Genomic DNA, 15,067 nt, shown 5'->3' with positions numbered 1-15,067 from the left:
ATGTGGCGAGGGAGCAAGCTCCCTCGCCACAAGGTGTTTTCAGTTCCAGACACCTTTACCGCTCAACCGCACCCGATCATGCTCGGCATCAAACCTCTGCAACGGCCCCTTCGGCACAATCCCGGTCGGGTTGATGGTCCGATGGCTCGCATAGTAATGCCCCTTGATATGCGCAAAATCCACCGTCTCGGCCACGCCTGGCCATTGATACAGCTCCCTTAGCCAGTTCGACAAGTTCGGATAATCGGCAATCCGCCGCAGGTTGCATTTGAAGTGGCTGTAATACACCGCATCAAAGCGAATCAGCGTGGTGAACAGCCGCACATCGGCTTCGGTCAGGTATTCACCGGCCAGGTAGCGCTGCTCAGCCAAGTGCTGTTCCAGGCAGTCCAGCTCGGTAAACACATCATCAAATGCGCTTTCATACGCCTGCTGCGAAGTGGCAAACCCTGCGCGGTATACGCCATTGTTCACCGCGGGGTAGATGCGCTCGTTCAACGTATCGATCGTCGAACGCAGGGCTTCGGGGTAGAAATCCAGAGTATTGCCGGTCAACCGGTTAAACGCGCTGTTGAACATGCGGATGATCTCCGCTGATTCATTGCTGACGATGCGCTTGAGCTTCTTATCCCACAGCATTGGCACGGTGACACGCCCGGTGTAATCGGCGGTGTCTGCGGTGTAGCGCTGGTGCATGAAGTCGAAGCCGTCGAGCTTATCGCCCGTCGAGCCGTGAGCCTTGTCGAAGGTCCACCCATTTTCCAACATCAGCCAACTGACCACAGACACGTCGATCAAGCTTTCCAAACCCTTGAGTTTGCGCATGATCAGCGTGCGATGGGCCCACGGGCAGGCCAGGGAAACATACAGGTGATAGCGATCAGCCTCGGCTTTGAAACCGCCGTCGCCGCTGGGGCCGGGCTCGCCATCGGCGGTCACCCAATTGCGCCGTTGCGCCTGCTCGCGCTGGAACGCGCCGTCTGCGCTACTTTCGTACCACTGGTCTTTCCAGTGTCCTTCGATCAGCAAACCCATGACTGGCTCCTTGGCTAATAAGCGTTGGAGCCCAGTCTAAAGGGATGAGTTCGAACTAAAAGCGCAAAGACCGGGCGGGAATCATCGATTAAATCGATTTGTCCCGCGCATCCCAGTATTGCTGGGCCAATTCGAACGCCTGTTCCCGAGCGTGGCCGAGGCCGCGCAGGGCCAGGGCCATGGTTGCGATCAGCGCGAGTTGCGGGTAACTGTCCTCGACATCACCGCGCCACAAGGCTTTTAAATGCTCGGGTTCCAGGCTGGCCGGTTTGACGTGCCGCTGGGCGGAGAGGGCGGGCCACTCTTCGTCCCAGCTCTGGCCGCCGGTGGTGCCATACAAATGGCTGAGGGTGTCCGGGTTGATCTCGACTTCGCCGCCATCACCCTTCACCACAATCACATTATCGCCCAGCAGGCCGCTGGCATCGCGGTGTACGCCCTGGTAACCGGGGTGGAAAATACTTTGCAGGCCGCAACGTGCATTCAGCGGGTTGAGCAGGCGCGCCAGGGAGTGAATCGGTGAGCGCAGGCCCAAGGTGTTACGCAAATCGATCATGCGTTGCAGTTGTGGCGCCCAGTCACCCAGCGGGATAAACGCCAGGTTGCCTTGCTCGAACGCCGTCTCGACCTGTTGCCAATTGCGACACAGCGGGATTTGCAGGCCTTGCAACAATTGCTCGGTGTACAAGCGGCCCGCCGTATGGGCACCACCGCCGTGCATCAGAATGCGCACCCCGTTTTGCGCCAGGCACTTGGCCGCCAACAGATACCACGGCAGATGGCGTTTTTTACCGGCGTAGGTCGGCCAATCGACATCCACATTCAGCGCTGGCGCATTCAGGCGCTCGCGCACGGCTTCGGTGAAACCGGCGAGCTCTTCCGGGCTTTCTTCCTTATGGCGCAGCAGCATCAGGAAGGCGCCGAGCTGGGTGTCTTCGACTTTTTCGTCGAGCAACATGCCCATGGCTTCGCGGGCTTCCTCACGGGTGAGGTTGCGCGCGCCGCGCTTGCCTTTGCCCAGGATGCGCACGAACTGCGCAAACGGGTGCTCGGCGGGGGTTTCAAGGGTCAGAGGGGCAAAGTCGGTCATAAGCAATTCGTCGGCCTGGGCAGGCCCGCCAGCTTGGCGGCAAGTTTGGCGGGGGTGCCATTGAAGAGTTTGTTGAGGTGCAGGCTGTTGCCCTTGTCCGTGCCGAGCTTTAAAGCGGTGTACTTGATCAGCGGGCGTGTGGCCGGGGACAGCTGAAATTCTGCGTAAAACCCGCGCAGCAGTTCGAGGATTTCCCAATGTTCGGCGGTCAATTCCAGGGGTTCAGCGGCGGCCAGGGCATTGGCCACGTCGATGGACCAGTCATCCAGGTTGACGAGGTAGCCGTCCTTGTCCAGTTCCAGCGTGCGTTCGCCTACGGTCAGGGTGTTCATAACCAGGTGTTGACCTTGTCGTAGTCGATCGACAGCTGCACAAAACCTGGGTAGTCGACGCTGTCGGCCCAGTCCGGCAGGGGCAGGTTGCGTGCCTGCATGTCTTCGGCCAGGACAAAGACCTTCACGCCCCGGGTTTGCAGGGCTGCGTTGTGCAGGCCGTAGGCGCCATCGCCACACAGCAGGATAGCGTCCTCGGCGCCGCACACGCGCAGGCAACTGGCCAGGCGGCTATCGGTAAACGGGGAGTGAGATACCACGTGCAAAGTCGACATCAGAGGGTCATCACCTGGTCATAACGGTCAATCAATTCGGCGATCGCGGCGCTGTCCAGCGCCTGCGCGCTGGCAGGTGTTGCGAGGCTGCGTTCGGCAAGGCTGTGGCTGCAAGCAAACACCTCATCAATGCCGAACAGGCCCAACGCCTGCAGGTTGGCGCTGAGGTCTTTTTGCTGCACGGCCTTGGCATCCTGATGAGTTGCCAGCTGGAACACGCCATCGTCCATAAACAGCAGGCCGATCGGCAGGTCAAAAGCGCCACCGGCCAATACGATATCCAGCGCCTCGCGCGCACTTGGCCCGGACCACGGTGCCTGGCGGCTGATCACCAATAAAGACTTGGCCATCTCACGGCCCTCCAAAACAGATCAGGCGGTCGGCAGCCTGGATGGCGTCATGCAATTGCCCCAGGCCCGACAACGCCCACGGCGCGTCGAGGTTCACCGCGCTGCGTTGATAACGCGTGGCTTCCTCAGTATTGAGTACGCCACGGCGCAAGGCGGCGGCGATGCACACCACGCCGTCGAGCTGATGCTGGCTGACAAACTCACGCCACTTGCGGGCAATGTCTTGCTCATCCTGGGGCGCAACGATGTTATTGGCAGCGCTGTACACGCCGTCCTGATAAAAAAACAGCCGCACAATCTCATGCCCACCGGCAAGCGCTGCCTGGGCGAATAGCAAGGCGCGGCGCGAGGAGGGCGCATGGGCGGCGGAAAATACTGCAATCGCAAACTTCATGGAACACTCTGCAAGCAAACCTGAGCCAATGATAAAGCCGCCGCCGCGAAAAAGCCCGCCGTGATCAAAACGGTCACTGTCGCTGATCGTTCTGACGATTGCCGCCAGGCGCAAGGCTGCCTAGGCTGTGGGCAGTCGCTACCCAAATGGAGTCTTTATGTCAGGTCCCTTGGCGTCCCTCAAAGTGCTGGATTTTTCCACCTTGCTGCCTGGCCCGTTCGCGTCCTTGTTGCTGGCGGACATGGGTGCCGAGGTGCTGCGTATTGAATCGCCCACGCGTATGGACCTGTTACGCGTGCTGCCGCCCCATGACCAGGGCACCTCGGCGAGCCACGCATACCTCAATCGCAACAAGCGCAGCCTGGCACTGGACCTCAAGCAGGCCGAGGCGCTGCAGATCGTGCGTGAGCTGGTCAAGGACTATGACATTGTCCTTGAGCAATTCCGGCCTGGGGTAATGGAGCGTCTGGGCCTGGGTTATGAGGCGCTGAAGGCGCTCAACCCCCGGCTGATTTATGTGTCGATCACCGGCTACGGTCAAACCGGGCCTTATAAAGACCGCGCCGGGCACGATATCAACTACCTCGCGTTGGCTGGCGTGGCCAGTTACACCGGCCGCCAGGACAGCGGGCCGTTGCCGCTGGGCGTGCAATTGGCGGATGTCGGCGGTGGGTCGTTGCACGCTGTGGTGGGGGTGCTCGCCGCCGTTATTGCCCGCCAGCACAGTGGCGTCGGCCAATACCTGGATGTGAGCATGACCGATTGCTCGTTCAGCCTGAATGCCATGGCCGGTGCGGGCTACCTGGCCTGTGGGGTCGAGCCGGATTGGGAGAGCCATGTGCTCAACGGCGGCAGCTTCTACGATTACTACCGCACGCGTGATGGGCGCTGGATGTCGGTGGGTAGCCTGGAACCGGCGTTTATGCGGCAATTGTGCGAAACGTTGGGAAGGCCGGAGCTGGCCATGCAAAGCTTGAAACCCGAGCAGCAAAAAGCCCTGAAGCTGGCGTTACAGGTCGAGTTTGAGAAGCGCAGCTTTGACGAGCTGCGTGAGTTGTTCGCCGGGGTGGATGCGTGTGTCGAACCGGTGCTGAGCCTGAGTGAAGCGCTGGAGCACCCACAGTTGAAGGCGCGCGAGCTGGTCAGCCAGGTGCCCCGGGGTGATGGCTCGACCCAGGCGCAACTGGCTTGCCCGCTGAAGTTTTCCGAGGGGTTGCCGCAGCCTCGGCATATTGGCGTGGCGGTGGGGGCGCACAGTGATGAAGTGCTGGCTGGGTTGGGGCTCAGTGCTCAGCGGATAGACGAGTTGCGGCGGGCCAAGGTTGTTGGGTGACTGATCGGGCCTGCGATGAGGCCCTTACTCCACCCGAGTTTCCCCGGTGAATACCAAGGTGTGCCGACACCGCCTGCACAAATACCGCCGCCCCTGATTCACCAGCCCATGCCGCTGGGCCGAAAACGGGAAATCGCTGTCGGCACACGGGCAGCGATAGATATACCGGGTCACCTGGCGGCGCTTGATCTCATAAGTGTGGCAACGATCCGGCGGCAGTTCGTAAACCCCGCGCATGATCAATTGCCATTCCTCGCCATGGGGCTGGATGCGCTCGCCAAACAACTGGTGGGCGATCAGATGCGCCACCTCATGGGCCACGGTCTGTTTGAGGAAGTGCTGGCTGTTTTCGCGGTACAACTGTGGGTTGAAGCGCAGCAGGTTCTCGTGCAAATGCGCGACACCGGCCTTCTGGCCCCGCAGCTTGAGGCTGACCTGGGGGCGTTTGAAGCTTCGTTTAAAAAAGGATTCGGCTTGTAGGAAACAATCTTCGACGCGGGTATTGAGTTGCTCGGGCATGCTGACCATATCTCCAGAGACGTCCAGTATGCCGCAAAAGCAGGTGTTTCCGAATCTGTCAGGCGCCGAATGGTCATGCATGACGCACAAAGCCACCTTGCGGTGGCTTTGCCTGCGGTTGATCAGCTTAGTTGGTGTAGATCGGGCCTACGCCCAGCCCCCAGACGATCACGGTAAACGCCATGATTGCCACCAGTACCACCAGGCCCACGGCCAAAACCGAGCTGGAAAACAGAAAGCCCTCGTCCGGGTCGATGTTCATAAACGTCGGCAGCCCCACATACAGCAAGTACACCGTGTAACAGATAGCCGCCGTGCCCACGACCATGCCCAGCCACATATGCGGATAGAGCGCCGCCAGCCCGCCGATAAACAGCGGGGTCGCGGTGTAGGTGGCAAACGCTACGCAGCGCGCCATGCTGGGGCTGGCGTCGTAGGTGCGGGCCATCCAATGGATGAATGCGCCCATCACCGCCACGCCACCGAGCATCGCCGCGTAGGACATGAGGGTCATCCACAACGCACTTTCCTGGGTCAACATGACCGGGGCGCGGCTGCCGATCACCCAGCCGACCCGGGTGGTGCCGATAAAGGCCGATACGGCGGGGATCGCCGCGAGAATCAAAGTGTGAGTGAGGTACATGTGGCCGATACTTTCTTCCTTATCGCCACGAATTTCCCGCCATTCCTGGTCGGGATGGGTAAACAGCCCCACGACGTGATGGATCATGCCAGTCACTCCTGTCGTTATTACCATCGCCCCCCATCGGAGCGCCCACGGGCCAAATGGCCACATAAGGTCCTGGATAGTTGTGCGACCTTACGTCGCAGTATAGGAAGTGATGACCGGAAAAACTGTAGGGCTTTAGAGCAAATTGCGCTGTAAACATGGGCGCTAATCGCGCTGAGGTCTGTCAGTGACCACTGGTCCTACTGTGGGAGCTGGCTTGTCGGGTCGCCGCATCGCTGCGATAGCGGTGGATCAGTGATGTATTAGTTGCTGACACACCGCCATCGCAGGCAAGCCAGCTCCCACATTGGATCGGCGTCGCCCATTGAAGTATTTTTGCGTAAAATGCTGCGCTTTTCGTCACACACCTCTAGCGGATCCAAGCGCCATGGGCACTCTTACGGTCAACCAGAACAAACTGCAAAAACGCCTGCGTCGCCTGGCCGGGGAAGCGGTCGCCGATTTCAACATGATCGAGGACGGCGACAAGGTCATGGTCTGCCTCTCCGGCGGCAAAGACAGCTACACCCTGCTCGACGTGCTGCTGCACCTGCAAAAGGTCGCGCCGATCCAGTTCGAGATCGTCGCCGTCAACATGGACCAGAAACAACCGGGCTTCCCCGAACACGTGCTGCCGGCCTACTTGAAAGACCTGGGCGTCGAGTACCACATTGTCGAAAAAGACACCTATTCGGTGGTCAAGGAGCTGATCCCCGAGGGCAAAACCACCTGCTCGCTGTGCTCACGCCTGCGCCGTGGCACGCTTTACACCTTTGCCGATGAGATCGGCGCGACCAAGATGGCCCTGGGGCATCACCGTGATGACATCGTTGAGACCTTCTTCCTCAATATGTTCTTCAACGGCTCGCTCAAGGCCATGCCGCCCAAGCTGCGTGCCGATGACGGGCGCAACGTGGTGATCCGCCCGCTGGCGTATTGCAACGAGAAAGACATCCAGGCCTACTCCGACTTCAAGCAATTCCCGATCATCCCGTGCAACCTGTGTGGCTCCCAGGAAAACCTGCAGCGCCAGGTGGTCAAGGACATGCTGGTGGACTGGGAGCGCAAAACCCCAGGCCGCACCGAAAGCATCTTCCGCAGCTTGCAGAATGTGCAGCCGTCGCAACTGGCCGACCGCAACCTGTTCGATTTCAGCAGCCTTAAAATTGACGAAACCGCCGCTTCGCGCTTCGTCAATGTGGTGAACCTCTAAGACGTTTCAACGCTCTGAAAGACGGCGCTTACGGGCGCCGTTTTCAATTCAACTGCCAGGAGAGGGCATGCGCGATTACAAGTGGCTGCACGAATATTGTCTGAACCGCTTTGGTTCAGCGGCCGAACTGGAAGCCCACCTGCCTGTACCCAAGACCCCGGCGCAATTGCGCAAGATCAGTGATGATCGCTACCTGTCGACCCTGGCGTTGCGCGTATTTCGCGCGGGCTTGAAGCACAGCGTGGTGGATGCCAAATGGCCGGCGTTCGAGCAGGTGTTCTTCGGTTTTGACCCGGAAAAAGTCGTGCTGATGGGCGCCGAGCACCTGGAACGCTTGATGCAGGACACGCGCATCATCCGCCACCTGGGCAAGCTCAAGAGTGTGCCGCGCAATGCGCAGATGATGCTGGATATCGAGCAGGAAAAAGGCAGCTTTGGCGCGTTTATCGCCGACTGGCCGGTGACTGATATCGTCAGCTTGTGGAAGTACCTGAGCAAGCACGGCCACCAGTTGGGCGGGCTGTCGGCGCCGCGCTTTTTGCGCATGGTCGGCAAGGACACGTTTGTACCGAGTGATGACGTGGTGGCGGCCTTGAATGCACAGAAGATCGTCGACAAGGCGCCGACCAGCCTGCGGGATTTGGCGACGGTGCAGGGTGCGTTTAACCAATGGCACGCCGAGAGTGGGCGGCCGATGTGTCAGTTGTCGATGATGCTGGCTTACACGGTGAATCATTGAGACTGAGTTGATCCGATCGCAGGCAAGCCAGCTCCCACATTTATCCGCGTACATACTTTGGAATGCGGTCGAATGTGGGAGCGGGCTTGCTCGCGAAGACTGACTGTCCGGCGCCAAATTCCTATCAGACTTGCGCCAACCGCCGATTCAACTGATGCCGCCACCGCACATACAACAGCGCGGAACAAAACACCGCCAGACTCGCCAGCATCTCCAGCACCCCGAACCACTGCCGGTTCGGGTCATATGCCGCCAGTGCGCCCTTGATGAAATACAGGTTCACCACAAAGCACATCCACGAATGCCCGCGCGCACTGCCTAACAGCATGCCCGGCGCCAGCACCAGCAGCGGCACCAGCTCGATCAGCAGGATCACCCATGGGCGCGCACCGTGCAGGTCGGCGATGAACAGGTAATACACGCACAGCAAGCCCACCAGCCCTAAAAAAGCCACCAGGCTCAGTACGCGTGCCACCTTGACCCGTGGTTCCAGCCACGCCTGGGGCGGCAGGACCTTAGGCTTTCTGGCCACGGCCGTTCTCCAGCAGCGTGGCGGTGGTGGCAAGACGCAGGCCGAGTGCCCGGCACAGGGTGATTTCGTGCTGATCGAGCATGCGTTTGCCGTCCGGCCCGGAATGGTGGCTGGCGCCATATGGCGTGCCGCCGCCCTGGGTGTCGAGCAAGGCTTGTTCGCTGTAGGGCAGGCCGGTGATCAGCATGCCGTGGTGCAGCAGCGGCAGCAGCATCGACATCAGTGTGGTTTCCTGGCCGCCGTGCAGGCTGGCGGTGGAGGTGAACACGCCGGCTGGCTTGCCGACGAGTGCGCCGGTGAGCCACAGGTTGCTGGTGCCATCGAGGAAGTACTTGAGCGGCGCGGCCATGTTGCCAAAGCGCGTCGGGCTGCCCAGGGCCAGGCCCGAGCAATTCTTCAGATCATCCAGGCTTGCATACAACGCGCCTTCGTCCGGGATGCTCGGCGCCACGGCTTCGCACTCGGTGGAAATCGCCGGTACGGTACGCAGGCGGGCTTCGAGGCCGCCTTGCTCGATGCCCCGGGCAATCTGCCGAGCCATTTCGCTGACCGAGCCATTGCGACTGTAATACAGCACCAGCACATAGGGCGCGGTCACGGCAGCAACTCCAGCACGTTTTCCGGTGGGCGGCCGATGATGGCTTTTTCGGCGGTTGCCAGGATCGGGCGTTCCATCAGCTTCGGGTGCTCGGCAATCGCGGCAATCAACTGCGCCTCGCTGAGGCTGGCGTCGGCCAGGTTGAGGGTTTTGTATTCGTCTTCGCCGGTGCGCAGCAGTTGGCGTGCGCTGAACCCCAGTTTGCTGAGCAAGGCCTTGAGTTGCGCGGCGTCCAGCGGCGTTTCGAGGTAGCGCACAACGGTCGGGGTCAGGCCGCGGGCTTCCAGCAGTTCAAGCGCACCGCGCGATTTCGAGCAGCGCGGGTTGTGATAAAGCGTCAGATCGGTCATGTGCGGGTCGCATCTTGCGTAAGGTGGCGGGTATTCTACCTGCGCGGCGACCCGTCCTTAAACCGTAAGAGGCGATAGGTCGCAGCCAACGTTCATTTTTTGCGAAGGATTTCCCCATGACTAGGCGACTGATCGGTGCATTGGCGATCATCACAACCCTGCTGCTCAGCGGCTGCGGTAACGATTACGGCGTTGACCAATATGGCAAGAAAGTGGCGGCCGAACGCCTGGACAAACAATGGGTGGTGGTCAATTACTGGGCCGAATGGTGTGGCCCGTGCCGCACGGAAATTCCGGAACTGAATACCTTGGCCGAACAGTTGAAAGGCCAGAACGTGGGCGTGTTCGGGGTCAATTTCGACAACGTACAGGGTGAAGAACTCAAGGCCGCCAGCGAGAAGCTGGGGATCAAGTTCACGGTGCTGGCGCAGAACCCGGAAGAGATTTTCGATATTCCGCGCAGCGAGGCGCTGCCGGTGACTTACATCATTGATGACAAAGGCAAGGTGCGTGAACAGCTGATGGGTGAGCAGACGGCAGAAGGCGTGTTGGCCAAGCTCAAAGCCCTGCGTGGTTAAATCTGTGGGAGCAGGCAAGCCAGCTCCCACAGAAAAGCCGATCCAGTCTGACTTTGGATCAGCCTTCTTCCAGCCACAGTCGAATCGGCTTGCCTTCAGCCGGCCAGAACCGGGTTTGCTCGATCGGTGAGATATCCCAGCGCTGCACACCTTGCAGGGCCTGGAAGAAGCGGTGCTCCTGCTCCATCAAGGCTTCGGCGCAGAGTTTGCGGGTGCTGCCGATCTTGCCGAAACTGAGCGTCCGGCCTTCGACGGTGTACGGCGCAAACCAGTGGTTGCAGCCGCCATTGCCGTAGGCGCGGCCATCGGCGCCGAGGGTGACGGTCAGGTGCGCGTAATCCATCAACGGCCGTTCGCCAATCCACTCCACCACGTAGCTGTGGTCTTGCTGCAGCTTTACCGCGTCACCGGCACAGCCCGTCAGGGCTACACCGAGGGCGGCGAGCAGCAGGCCTTTCATTGCGCAGCCTGCTGGCATTTCGGGCAGCGGTGCTTGTCGCCTTCGCTGGCCCAGCCCAGTTCCTTGATGCGCGCATTGGCGGCCGGTTGCAGCGGCTCTTTGGCCAGCTTGGTTTCCACGGCGAATTCAAACTCCAGCAAGCTGTCGCAGCTGTCGCAGTTGACCTTCCAGGTGTGAATTTCCAGCTCGCCGAATTTCGGCCCCTGGGCCATGGCGACCCACTGGCCCGCCGGGCGAATGGAATAGCGCGCGTCACCTTCGACGGTCAGGCGCATCGACAGGGTTTTACTGCCGCGCAGGGTGACGATCAAGACGTCGCCATGCTTGATCGAACCACCGTTGCCGGTGACCTGGTAACGGCCCGGCACCAGGGCGCGGCATTCGATCAGGGTGTGTTGCGGGCTCAGCAAGCTGAAGCGGAAATCGTGTTCGGCCATGGATCCTCCAAATAGGCGCGGCATCCTATCACGGGTGCCGGCCTATCATGAGCCTGGTATATGACCGCTGATCAACCTTGCACAAGGTTCTGCGGCTGGCCATCGGCCCACGCGGCAATGTTGGCCAGCGTGGTGGCTGCGATTGCCGCCAGGGCTTCACGGGTCAGGAATGCCTGGTGGGCAGTGATGATCACGTTGGGAAAGGTCAGCAGGCGTGCGAGTACGTCGTCCTGCAGCGGCAGGTCGGAGCGATCCTCGAAAAACAACTGGGCCTCTTCCTCATACACATCCAGGCCCAGGTAGCCGAGTTGGCCGTTCTTGAGGGCCTCGATCAAGGCTGGCGTGTCCACCAGGCCACCGCGTCCGGTGTTGATCAGCATGGCGCCAGGCTGCATCTGTGCCAGGGAACGTGCGTTGATCAGGTGTTTGCTGTCGGCGGTCAGTGGGCAGTGCAGGCTGATGATCTGTGCCTGGGCCAATAGCTCTGGCAGGTTTACATAGCGGGCGCCAAGGGCCTGGACCTGCGGATTGGGGAATGGGTCGTAGGCGAGTAACTGGCAGCCGAACCCGGCCATGATCTTGGCAAAGGTGGCGCCGATCTGCCCGGTGCCGACCACGCCGACGGTTTTGCCGACCAAATCGAACCCGGTGAGCCCGTGCAGGCTGAAATCGCCATCGCGGGTGCGGTTATAGGCGCGGTGCAAGCGGCGGTTGAGGGCCAGGATCAGCGCAACCGCATGCTCTGCCACCGCGTGGGGCGAGTAGGCCGGTACGCGCACGATACTCAGGCCCAGGCGCTGGGCGGCGGCCAGGTCGACATGGTTGTAACCGGCCGAGCGCAGGGCAATCAGGCGCGTGCCGCCGGCGGCCAGGTGTTCCAGCACCGGTGCGCTGAGGTCATCGTTGATAAAGGCGCAGACCACTTCGTGGTGTTCGGCCAGGGCCACGGTGTCGAGGTTCAGGCGGGCCGGTTGGAATTGCAGCTCTACACCTGCCGGCAGCGGCTCGCCGAGAAAGCTGTCGCGGTCGTAGGTCTGGCTGCTGAAAAGAATGACGCGCATTAAAAATGCTCCCTGCAGTCACTGAGTTTTAGGTAGGCCGATGTGGGCACCGGGCTTTTTGTGGGAGCTGGCTTGCCTGCGATGCGGGCAACTGGGTCTGGCTGTTCACCGCGTTGATGCTATCGCAGGCAAGCCAGCTCCCACACAAGCCCGCTCAACACAGGCCTGGAGAAGCCTCAGGCGCTGACCCGTGCCTCACTGGCCAACCGCGCAATCGCCATGTCCAGTTCATCCAGCGCGGCGATGGCCTTGGCGTCGTCTTGCTTGAGCAAGGTTTCCGCGCGCTGGCAGGCGGCGCGCAATTGAGGCACGCCGCAGTAGCGGGTGGCGCCATGCAGGCGATGCACGCGTTCAATCAGCGCATTGTTGTCTTTGGCTTCACGGGCGGCGGTGATCGCCAGGCGATCGGCTTCCAGCGAGGCCAGCAGCATGGCGAGCATGTCGGCGGCCAGGTCGGCCTTGTTGGCCGCCAGGCGCAGGCCTTCCTCATGATCCAGTACCAGCAGTTGCACGCCGGGTGCCAAGCCGTCAGTCGCGCGCTCCGGCCCTTGATTGCGCAGGGCCAGGCCGGTCCACTTCAACACTACTTGGGCCAACTGCCGCTCGCTGATGGGTTTGGTCAGGTAATCGTCCATACCGCTTTGCAGCAGCGCGCGTTTTTCGTTGGCCATGGCGTGGGCGGTGAGGGCGACCACCGGCAGCGGCGTACCGTGGCGTTCGCTTTCCCATTGGCGGATCGCCTCGGTGCTTTGGCGCCCGTCCATGCCGGGCATTTGTACGTCCATCAGCACCAGGTCGAAGGTTTCCTGCTTCACCGCGTCAATGGCCGCATAACCGCTTTCGACCGCGTGCACCTTGGCGCCCATGTCTTCGAGCAACGTTTGCACCAGCAACAGGTTGGCCGGGTTGTCGTCCACGCAGAGTACGCGCGGCGCTCGGCTGGAGAGCGGTTCGCCGGGTTCGCTGCGCAATGGCCGCGGGCTGATCAAATCGGCCAGTGCACGGCGCAGTTTGCGCGTACACGCAGGTTTGGCCTGCAACTGGCTGTTGGGGTTGGGCACTGACTGGTTGAACAACATCTGTTCGGTGGTCGGGCACAGCACCAGCACCTTGCAGCCCAGGTGTTCCAGGTCCCATAGATGCTGGTTGAGGCGTTCGGGCGGAATGTCATTGGCGGTGACACCGAGCACTGCCAGGTCGATTGCCTGTTCAGTCTGGTGTGCGCTGGTGATGCCGTTGGTCAGGCTTTCCAGGGTATTGAACGGTGTGACTTGCAGGCCGCAATCTTCCAGTTGGTGCTGCAACGCCTGGCGCGCGAGCTCGTGGTTTTCCAGCACGGCCACACGACGGCCGAGCAGCGGCGGGGAGGGCAGGTCTTCGGCGTCGTCGCGGGTTTTGGGCAGGCTCAGGCTGATCCAGAACTCCGAGCCTTCGCCCGGTGTGCTGTCGACGCCGATCTCACCGCCCATTTGCTCGATCAGCCGCTTGGAAATCACCAGGCCCAGGCCGGTGCCGCCGGGTTGGCGCGACAGCGAGTTGTCGGCCTGGCTGAAGGCCTGGAACAACGCACGCACGTCCTGGTTCGACAGGCCGATGCCGGTGTCTTGCACACTGATGCGCAGTTGCACGCTGTCTTCCTGTTCGTCTTCGACCATCGCGCGGGCAACGATAGTGCCTTCGCGGGTGAACTTGATCGCGTTGCTGATCAGGTTGGTGAGGATCTGCTTGAGGCGCAACGGGTCGCCCACCAGCGCCAGCGGCGTGTCGCGGTACACCAGGCTGACCAGCTCAAGCTGTTTGGCATGGGCGGCGGGGGCGAGGATGGTGAGGGTGTCTTGCAGCAAGTCGCGCAGGTTGAAGGGCACACTGTCGAGCACCAGCTTGCCGGCTTCGATTTTCGAGAAGTCGAGGATCTCGTTGATGATACCCAGCAGGTTGTCGGCGGATTTTTCGATGGTGCCCAGGTAATCCAGCTGACGCGGCGACAGCTCGCTTTTTTGCAGCAGATGAGTAAAACCCAGGATGCCGTTGAGCGGCGTGCGGATTTCATGGCTCATGTTGGCCAGGAACTCCGACTTGATCCGGCTGGCCTCCAGGGCCTCCTTGCGCGCCAGGTCCAGCTCGATGTTCTGGATCTCGATGGTTTCCAGGTTCTGACGCACATCTTCGGTGGCCTGATCGATACTGTGTTGCAGTTCTTCCTGGGCATTTTGCAGGGTTTCGGCCATGCGGTTGATGCCCGAGGCCAATTGGTCCAATTCCTGGCTGCCCAACGGCGGCAGGCGGGTTTCGAGGTTGCCGTCCTTGAGTTGGGCCACAGCTTGCTTGATCTGGCCGATGGGCGAGTTAATCGTGCGGCTGATGCGCAATGCCAGGGCGGCCGTGCAGATCAGGCCGATGGCGATCAGCAGCAGGCTGGCAAACAGGCTGCGATAACCGCGCAGCAACATGCCATTGTGCGACAGCTCCACTTCGACCCAACCCAGCAGGCGATCGGCTTCATCGGGGATCAATTCGCCCGCGAGGTTGCGATGGCGACCGAACACCGGCAGCAGGTAGCGCGTGGCGTCATTGCCACTGCGCTGCAGCAGGTGCGAACTGTTGCCGACCGGCGCGAGGTTAAGCATGGTCGGGCCGGCGTGGGCCAGGGACGAGCGGTCCGGTGCCAGGAACGACACCGCGCGCACGTCCGGTTGCTCCAGCGACTGGGTGGCGATGCGTTCAAGCAGGTCGGTGTTCTTGCTGCTCAACGCCGGGGCCACCAGCGGCGCCAATTGCTCGGCGATCATTTCGCCGCGTTGCAGCAATTGGGTCTGCAACTCCGACAGCTGCATCCAGGTGAAATAGCCCCCCAACAACAGGGCCATCAGGCTAGTCGGTAATAAGGTCAGCAACAGTACGCGGCCTTTTATCCCCATTCTTCTAAGCACGCCACTCTCCTGCTACCACACTGTTTTCGTTTATCTGCGCGGGCATCCGGCCCACGCCACCTGCGCAGTGTAGCCATTTGCGCGGTGTGGAACCTCGCAAATTAATGATCG

19 protein-coding genes are annotated in these 15,067 nt (G+C 61.0%); 4 read left to right on the top strand and 15 right to left on the bottom strand.

The genetic code is table 11. From position 1 onward, the window contains the following. Positions 1-39: 39 nt before the first annotated feature. The 6 genes from AOA62_RS04740 to tusD form a co-directional block, all read right to left on the bottom strand. Entirely contained in the window at positions 40-1,035 is a 996-nt protein-coding gene (locus tag AOA62_RS04740) for a glutathione S-transferase family protein (RefSeq protein ID WP_099548024.1), read from the bottom strand. 88 nt (positions 1,036-1,123) lie between these two features. Next, the gene (locus tag AOA62_RS04735) at positions 1,124-2,125 is read right to left on the bottom strand and encodes a glycosyl transferase family protein (protein WP_099548023.1); all 1,002 of its coding nucleotides are present in this window, start codon (positions 2,123-2,125) and stop codon (positions 1,124-1,126) included. Beyond that, positions 2,122-2,457: a TusE/DsrC/DsvC family sulfur relay protein gene (locus AOA62_RS04730; protein ID WP_099548022.1), complete on the bottom strand. Its 336-nt coding sequence runs from the start codon at positions 2,455-2,457 to the stop codon at positions 2,122-2,124. Before AOA62_RS04730 ends, AOA62_RS04735 begins: the two co-directional genes overlap by 4 nt. Beyond that, positions 2,454-2,732, bottom strand: coding sequence for a sulfurtransferase complex subunit TusB (tusB, locus tag AOA62_RS04725; protein ID WP_065931003.1), 279 nt, complete (start codon positions 2,730-2,732; stop codon positions 2,454-2,456). The genes AOA62_RS04730 and tusB overlap by 4 nt, the downstream gene beginning before the upstream one ends. After that, the gene (tusC, locus tag AOA62_RS04720) at positions 2,732-3,082 is read right to left on the bottom strand and encodes a sulfurtransferase complex subunit TusC (RefSeq protein WP_099548021.1); all 351 of its coding nucleotides are present in this window, start codon (positions 3,080-3,082) and stop codon (positions 2,732-2,734) included. Before tusC ends, tusB begins: the two co-directional genes overlap by 1 nt. A 1-nt stretch (position 3,083) precedes the next feature. Further along, the gene (gene tusD / locus AOA62_RS04715) at positions 3,084-3,476 is read right to left on the bottom strand and encodes a sulfurtransferase complex subunit TusD (RefSeq protein WP_056861885.1); all 393 of its coding nucleotides are present in this window, start codon (positions 3,474-3,476) and stop codon (positions 3,084-3,086) included. Between the two features lie 157 nt (positions 3,477-3,633). Here tusD and AOA62_RS04710 point away from each other — a divergent pair, with 157 nt between their 5' ends. Continuing rightward, positions 3,634-4,809: a CaiB/BaiF CoA-transferase family protein gene (locus AOA62_RS04710; RefSeq protein WP_099548020.1), complete on the top strand. Its 1,176-nt coding sequence runs from the start codon at positions 3,634-3,636 to the stop codon at positions 4,807-4,809. Between the two features lie 24 nt (positions 4,810-4,833). On the opposite strand, the gene AOA62_RS04705 is transcribed toward AOA62_RS04710, so the two are convergent. Together AOA62_RS04705 and AOA62_RS04700 are read right to left on the bottom strand one after the other, a co-directional pair. Then, positions 4,834-5,328 carry a SprT family zinc-dependent metalloprotease gene (locus AOA62_RS04705; RefSeq protein WP_026013658.1) on the bottom strand — a complete coding sequence of 165 codons (495 nt, stop codon included), beginning with the start codon at positions 5,326-5,328 and terminating at the stop codon, positions 4,834-4,836. A 127-nt stretch (positions 5,329-5,455) separates the two neighbouring features. Next, positions 5,456-6,058: a Yip1 family protein gene (locus AOA62_RS04700; protein ID WP_099548019.1), complete on the bottom strand. Its 603-nt coding sequence runs from the start codon at positions 6,056-6,058 to the stop codon at positions 5,456-5,458. A gap of 388 nt (positions 6,059-6,446) precedes the next feature. Here AOA62_RS04700 and ttcA point away from each other — a divergent pair, with 388 nt between their 5' ends. Next, the gene (gene ttcA / locus AOA62_RS04695; protein ID WP_099548018.1) at positions 6,447-7,271 is read left to right on the top strand and encodes a tRNA 2-thiocytidine(32) synthetase TtcA; all 825 of its coding nucleotides are present in this window, start codon (positions 6,447-6,449) and stop codon (positions 7,269-7,271) included. 67 nt (positions 7,272-7,338) lie between these two features. Beyond that, positions 7,339-8,010 carry a DNA-3-methyladenine glycosylase I gene (locus AOA62_RS04690; protein ID WP_099548017.1) on the top strand — a complete coding sequence of 224 codons (672 nt, stop codon included), beginning with the start codon at positions 7,339-7,341 and terminating at the stop codon, positions 8,008-8,010. 124 nt (positions 8,011-8,134) lie between these two features. Here AOA62_RS04690 and AOA62_RS04685 read toward each other — a convergent pair whose 3' ends face one another. Genes AOA62_RS04685 through arsC form a run of 3 tightly spaced genes read right to left on the bottom strand, consistent with a single transcriptional unit; the run spans position 8,135 to position 9,490 of the window. After that, positions 8,135-8,542, bottom strand: coding sequence for a DUF2069 domain-containing protein (locus AOA62_RS04685; protein WP_099548016.1), 408 nt, complete (start codon positions 8,540-8,542; stop codon positions 8,135-8,137). Beyond that, the gene (gene wrbA / locus AOA62_RS04680; RefSeq protein WP_017136576.1) at positions 8,526-9,140 is read right to left on the bottom strand and encodes an NAD(P)H:quinone oxidoreductase; all 615 of its coding nucleotides are present in this window, start codon (positions 9,138-9,140) and stop codon (positions 8,526-8,528) included. The genes AOA62_RS04685 and wrbA overlap by 17 nt, the downstream gene beginning before the upstream one ends. Next, positions 9,137-9,490, bottom strand: coding sequence for an arsenate reductase (glutaredoxin) (gene arsC / locus AOA62_RS04675; protein WP_099548015.1), 354 nt, complete (start codon positions 9,488-9,490; stop codon positions 9,137-9,139). Before arsC ends, wrbA begins: the two co-directional genes overlap by 4 nt. A 116-nt stretch (positions 9,491-9,606) precedes the next feature. Here arsC and AOA62_RS04670 point away from each other — a divergent pair, with 116 nt between their 5' ends. After that, positions 9,607-10,068 carry a TlpA disulfide reductase family protein gene (locus AOA62_RS04670; protein WP_017136574.1) on the top strand — a complete coding sequence of 154 codons (462 nt, stop codon included), beginning with the start codon at positions 9,607-9,609 and terminating at the stop codon, positions 10,066-10,068. A 58-nt stretch (positions 10,069-10,126) separates the two neighbouring features. On the opposite strand, the gene AOA62_RS04665 is transcribed toward AOA62_RS04670, so the two are convergent. The 4 genes from AOA62_RS04665 to AOA62_RS04650 form a co-directional block, all read right to left on the bottom strand. Continuing rightward, entirely contained in the window at positions 10,127-10,528 is a 402-nt protein-coding gene (locus tag AOA62_RS04665; RefSeq protein WP_099548014.1) for an META domain-containing protein, read from the bottom strand. After that, positions 10,525-10,965 (bottom strand): hypothetical protein, encoded by a 441-nt coding sequence (locus AOA62_RS04660; RefSeq protein ID WP_017136572.1) that lies wholly within the window; start codon positions 10,963-10,965, stop codon positions 10,525-10,527. The genes AOA62_RS04665 and AOA62_RS04660 overlap by 4 nt, the downstream gene beginning before the upstream one ends. Positions 10,966-11,036: 71 nt before the next feature. Then, on the bottom strand, positions 11,037-12,026 hold the full coding sequence (locus tag AOA62_RS04655; RefSeq protein ID WP_017136571.1) for a 2-hydroxyacid dehydrogenase: 990 nt from the start codon (positions 12,024-12,026) through the stop codon (positions 11,037-11,039). A 176-nt stretch (positions 12,027-12,202) separates the two neighbouring features. Next, positions 12,203-14,956, bottom strand: coding sequence for a response regulator (locus tag AOA62_RS04650; protein WP_017136570.1), 2,754 nt, complete (start codon positions 14,954-14,956; stop codon positions 12,203-12,205). Positions 14,957-15,067: the final 111 nt, after the last annotated feature.

The organism is Pseudomonas sp. 2995-3 (assembly GCF_002742565.1).
GTDB classification, from domain to species: Bacteria; Pseudomonadota; Gammaproteobacteria; order Pseudomonadales; family Pseudomonadaceae; genus Aquipseudomonas; species Aquipseudomonas edaphica.
The sequence above is the reverse complement of the archived record's forward strand: the minus strand, read 5'-3'. Positions and strand labels throughout refer to the sequence as shown.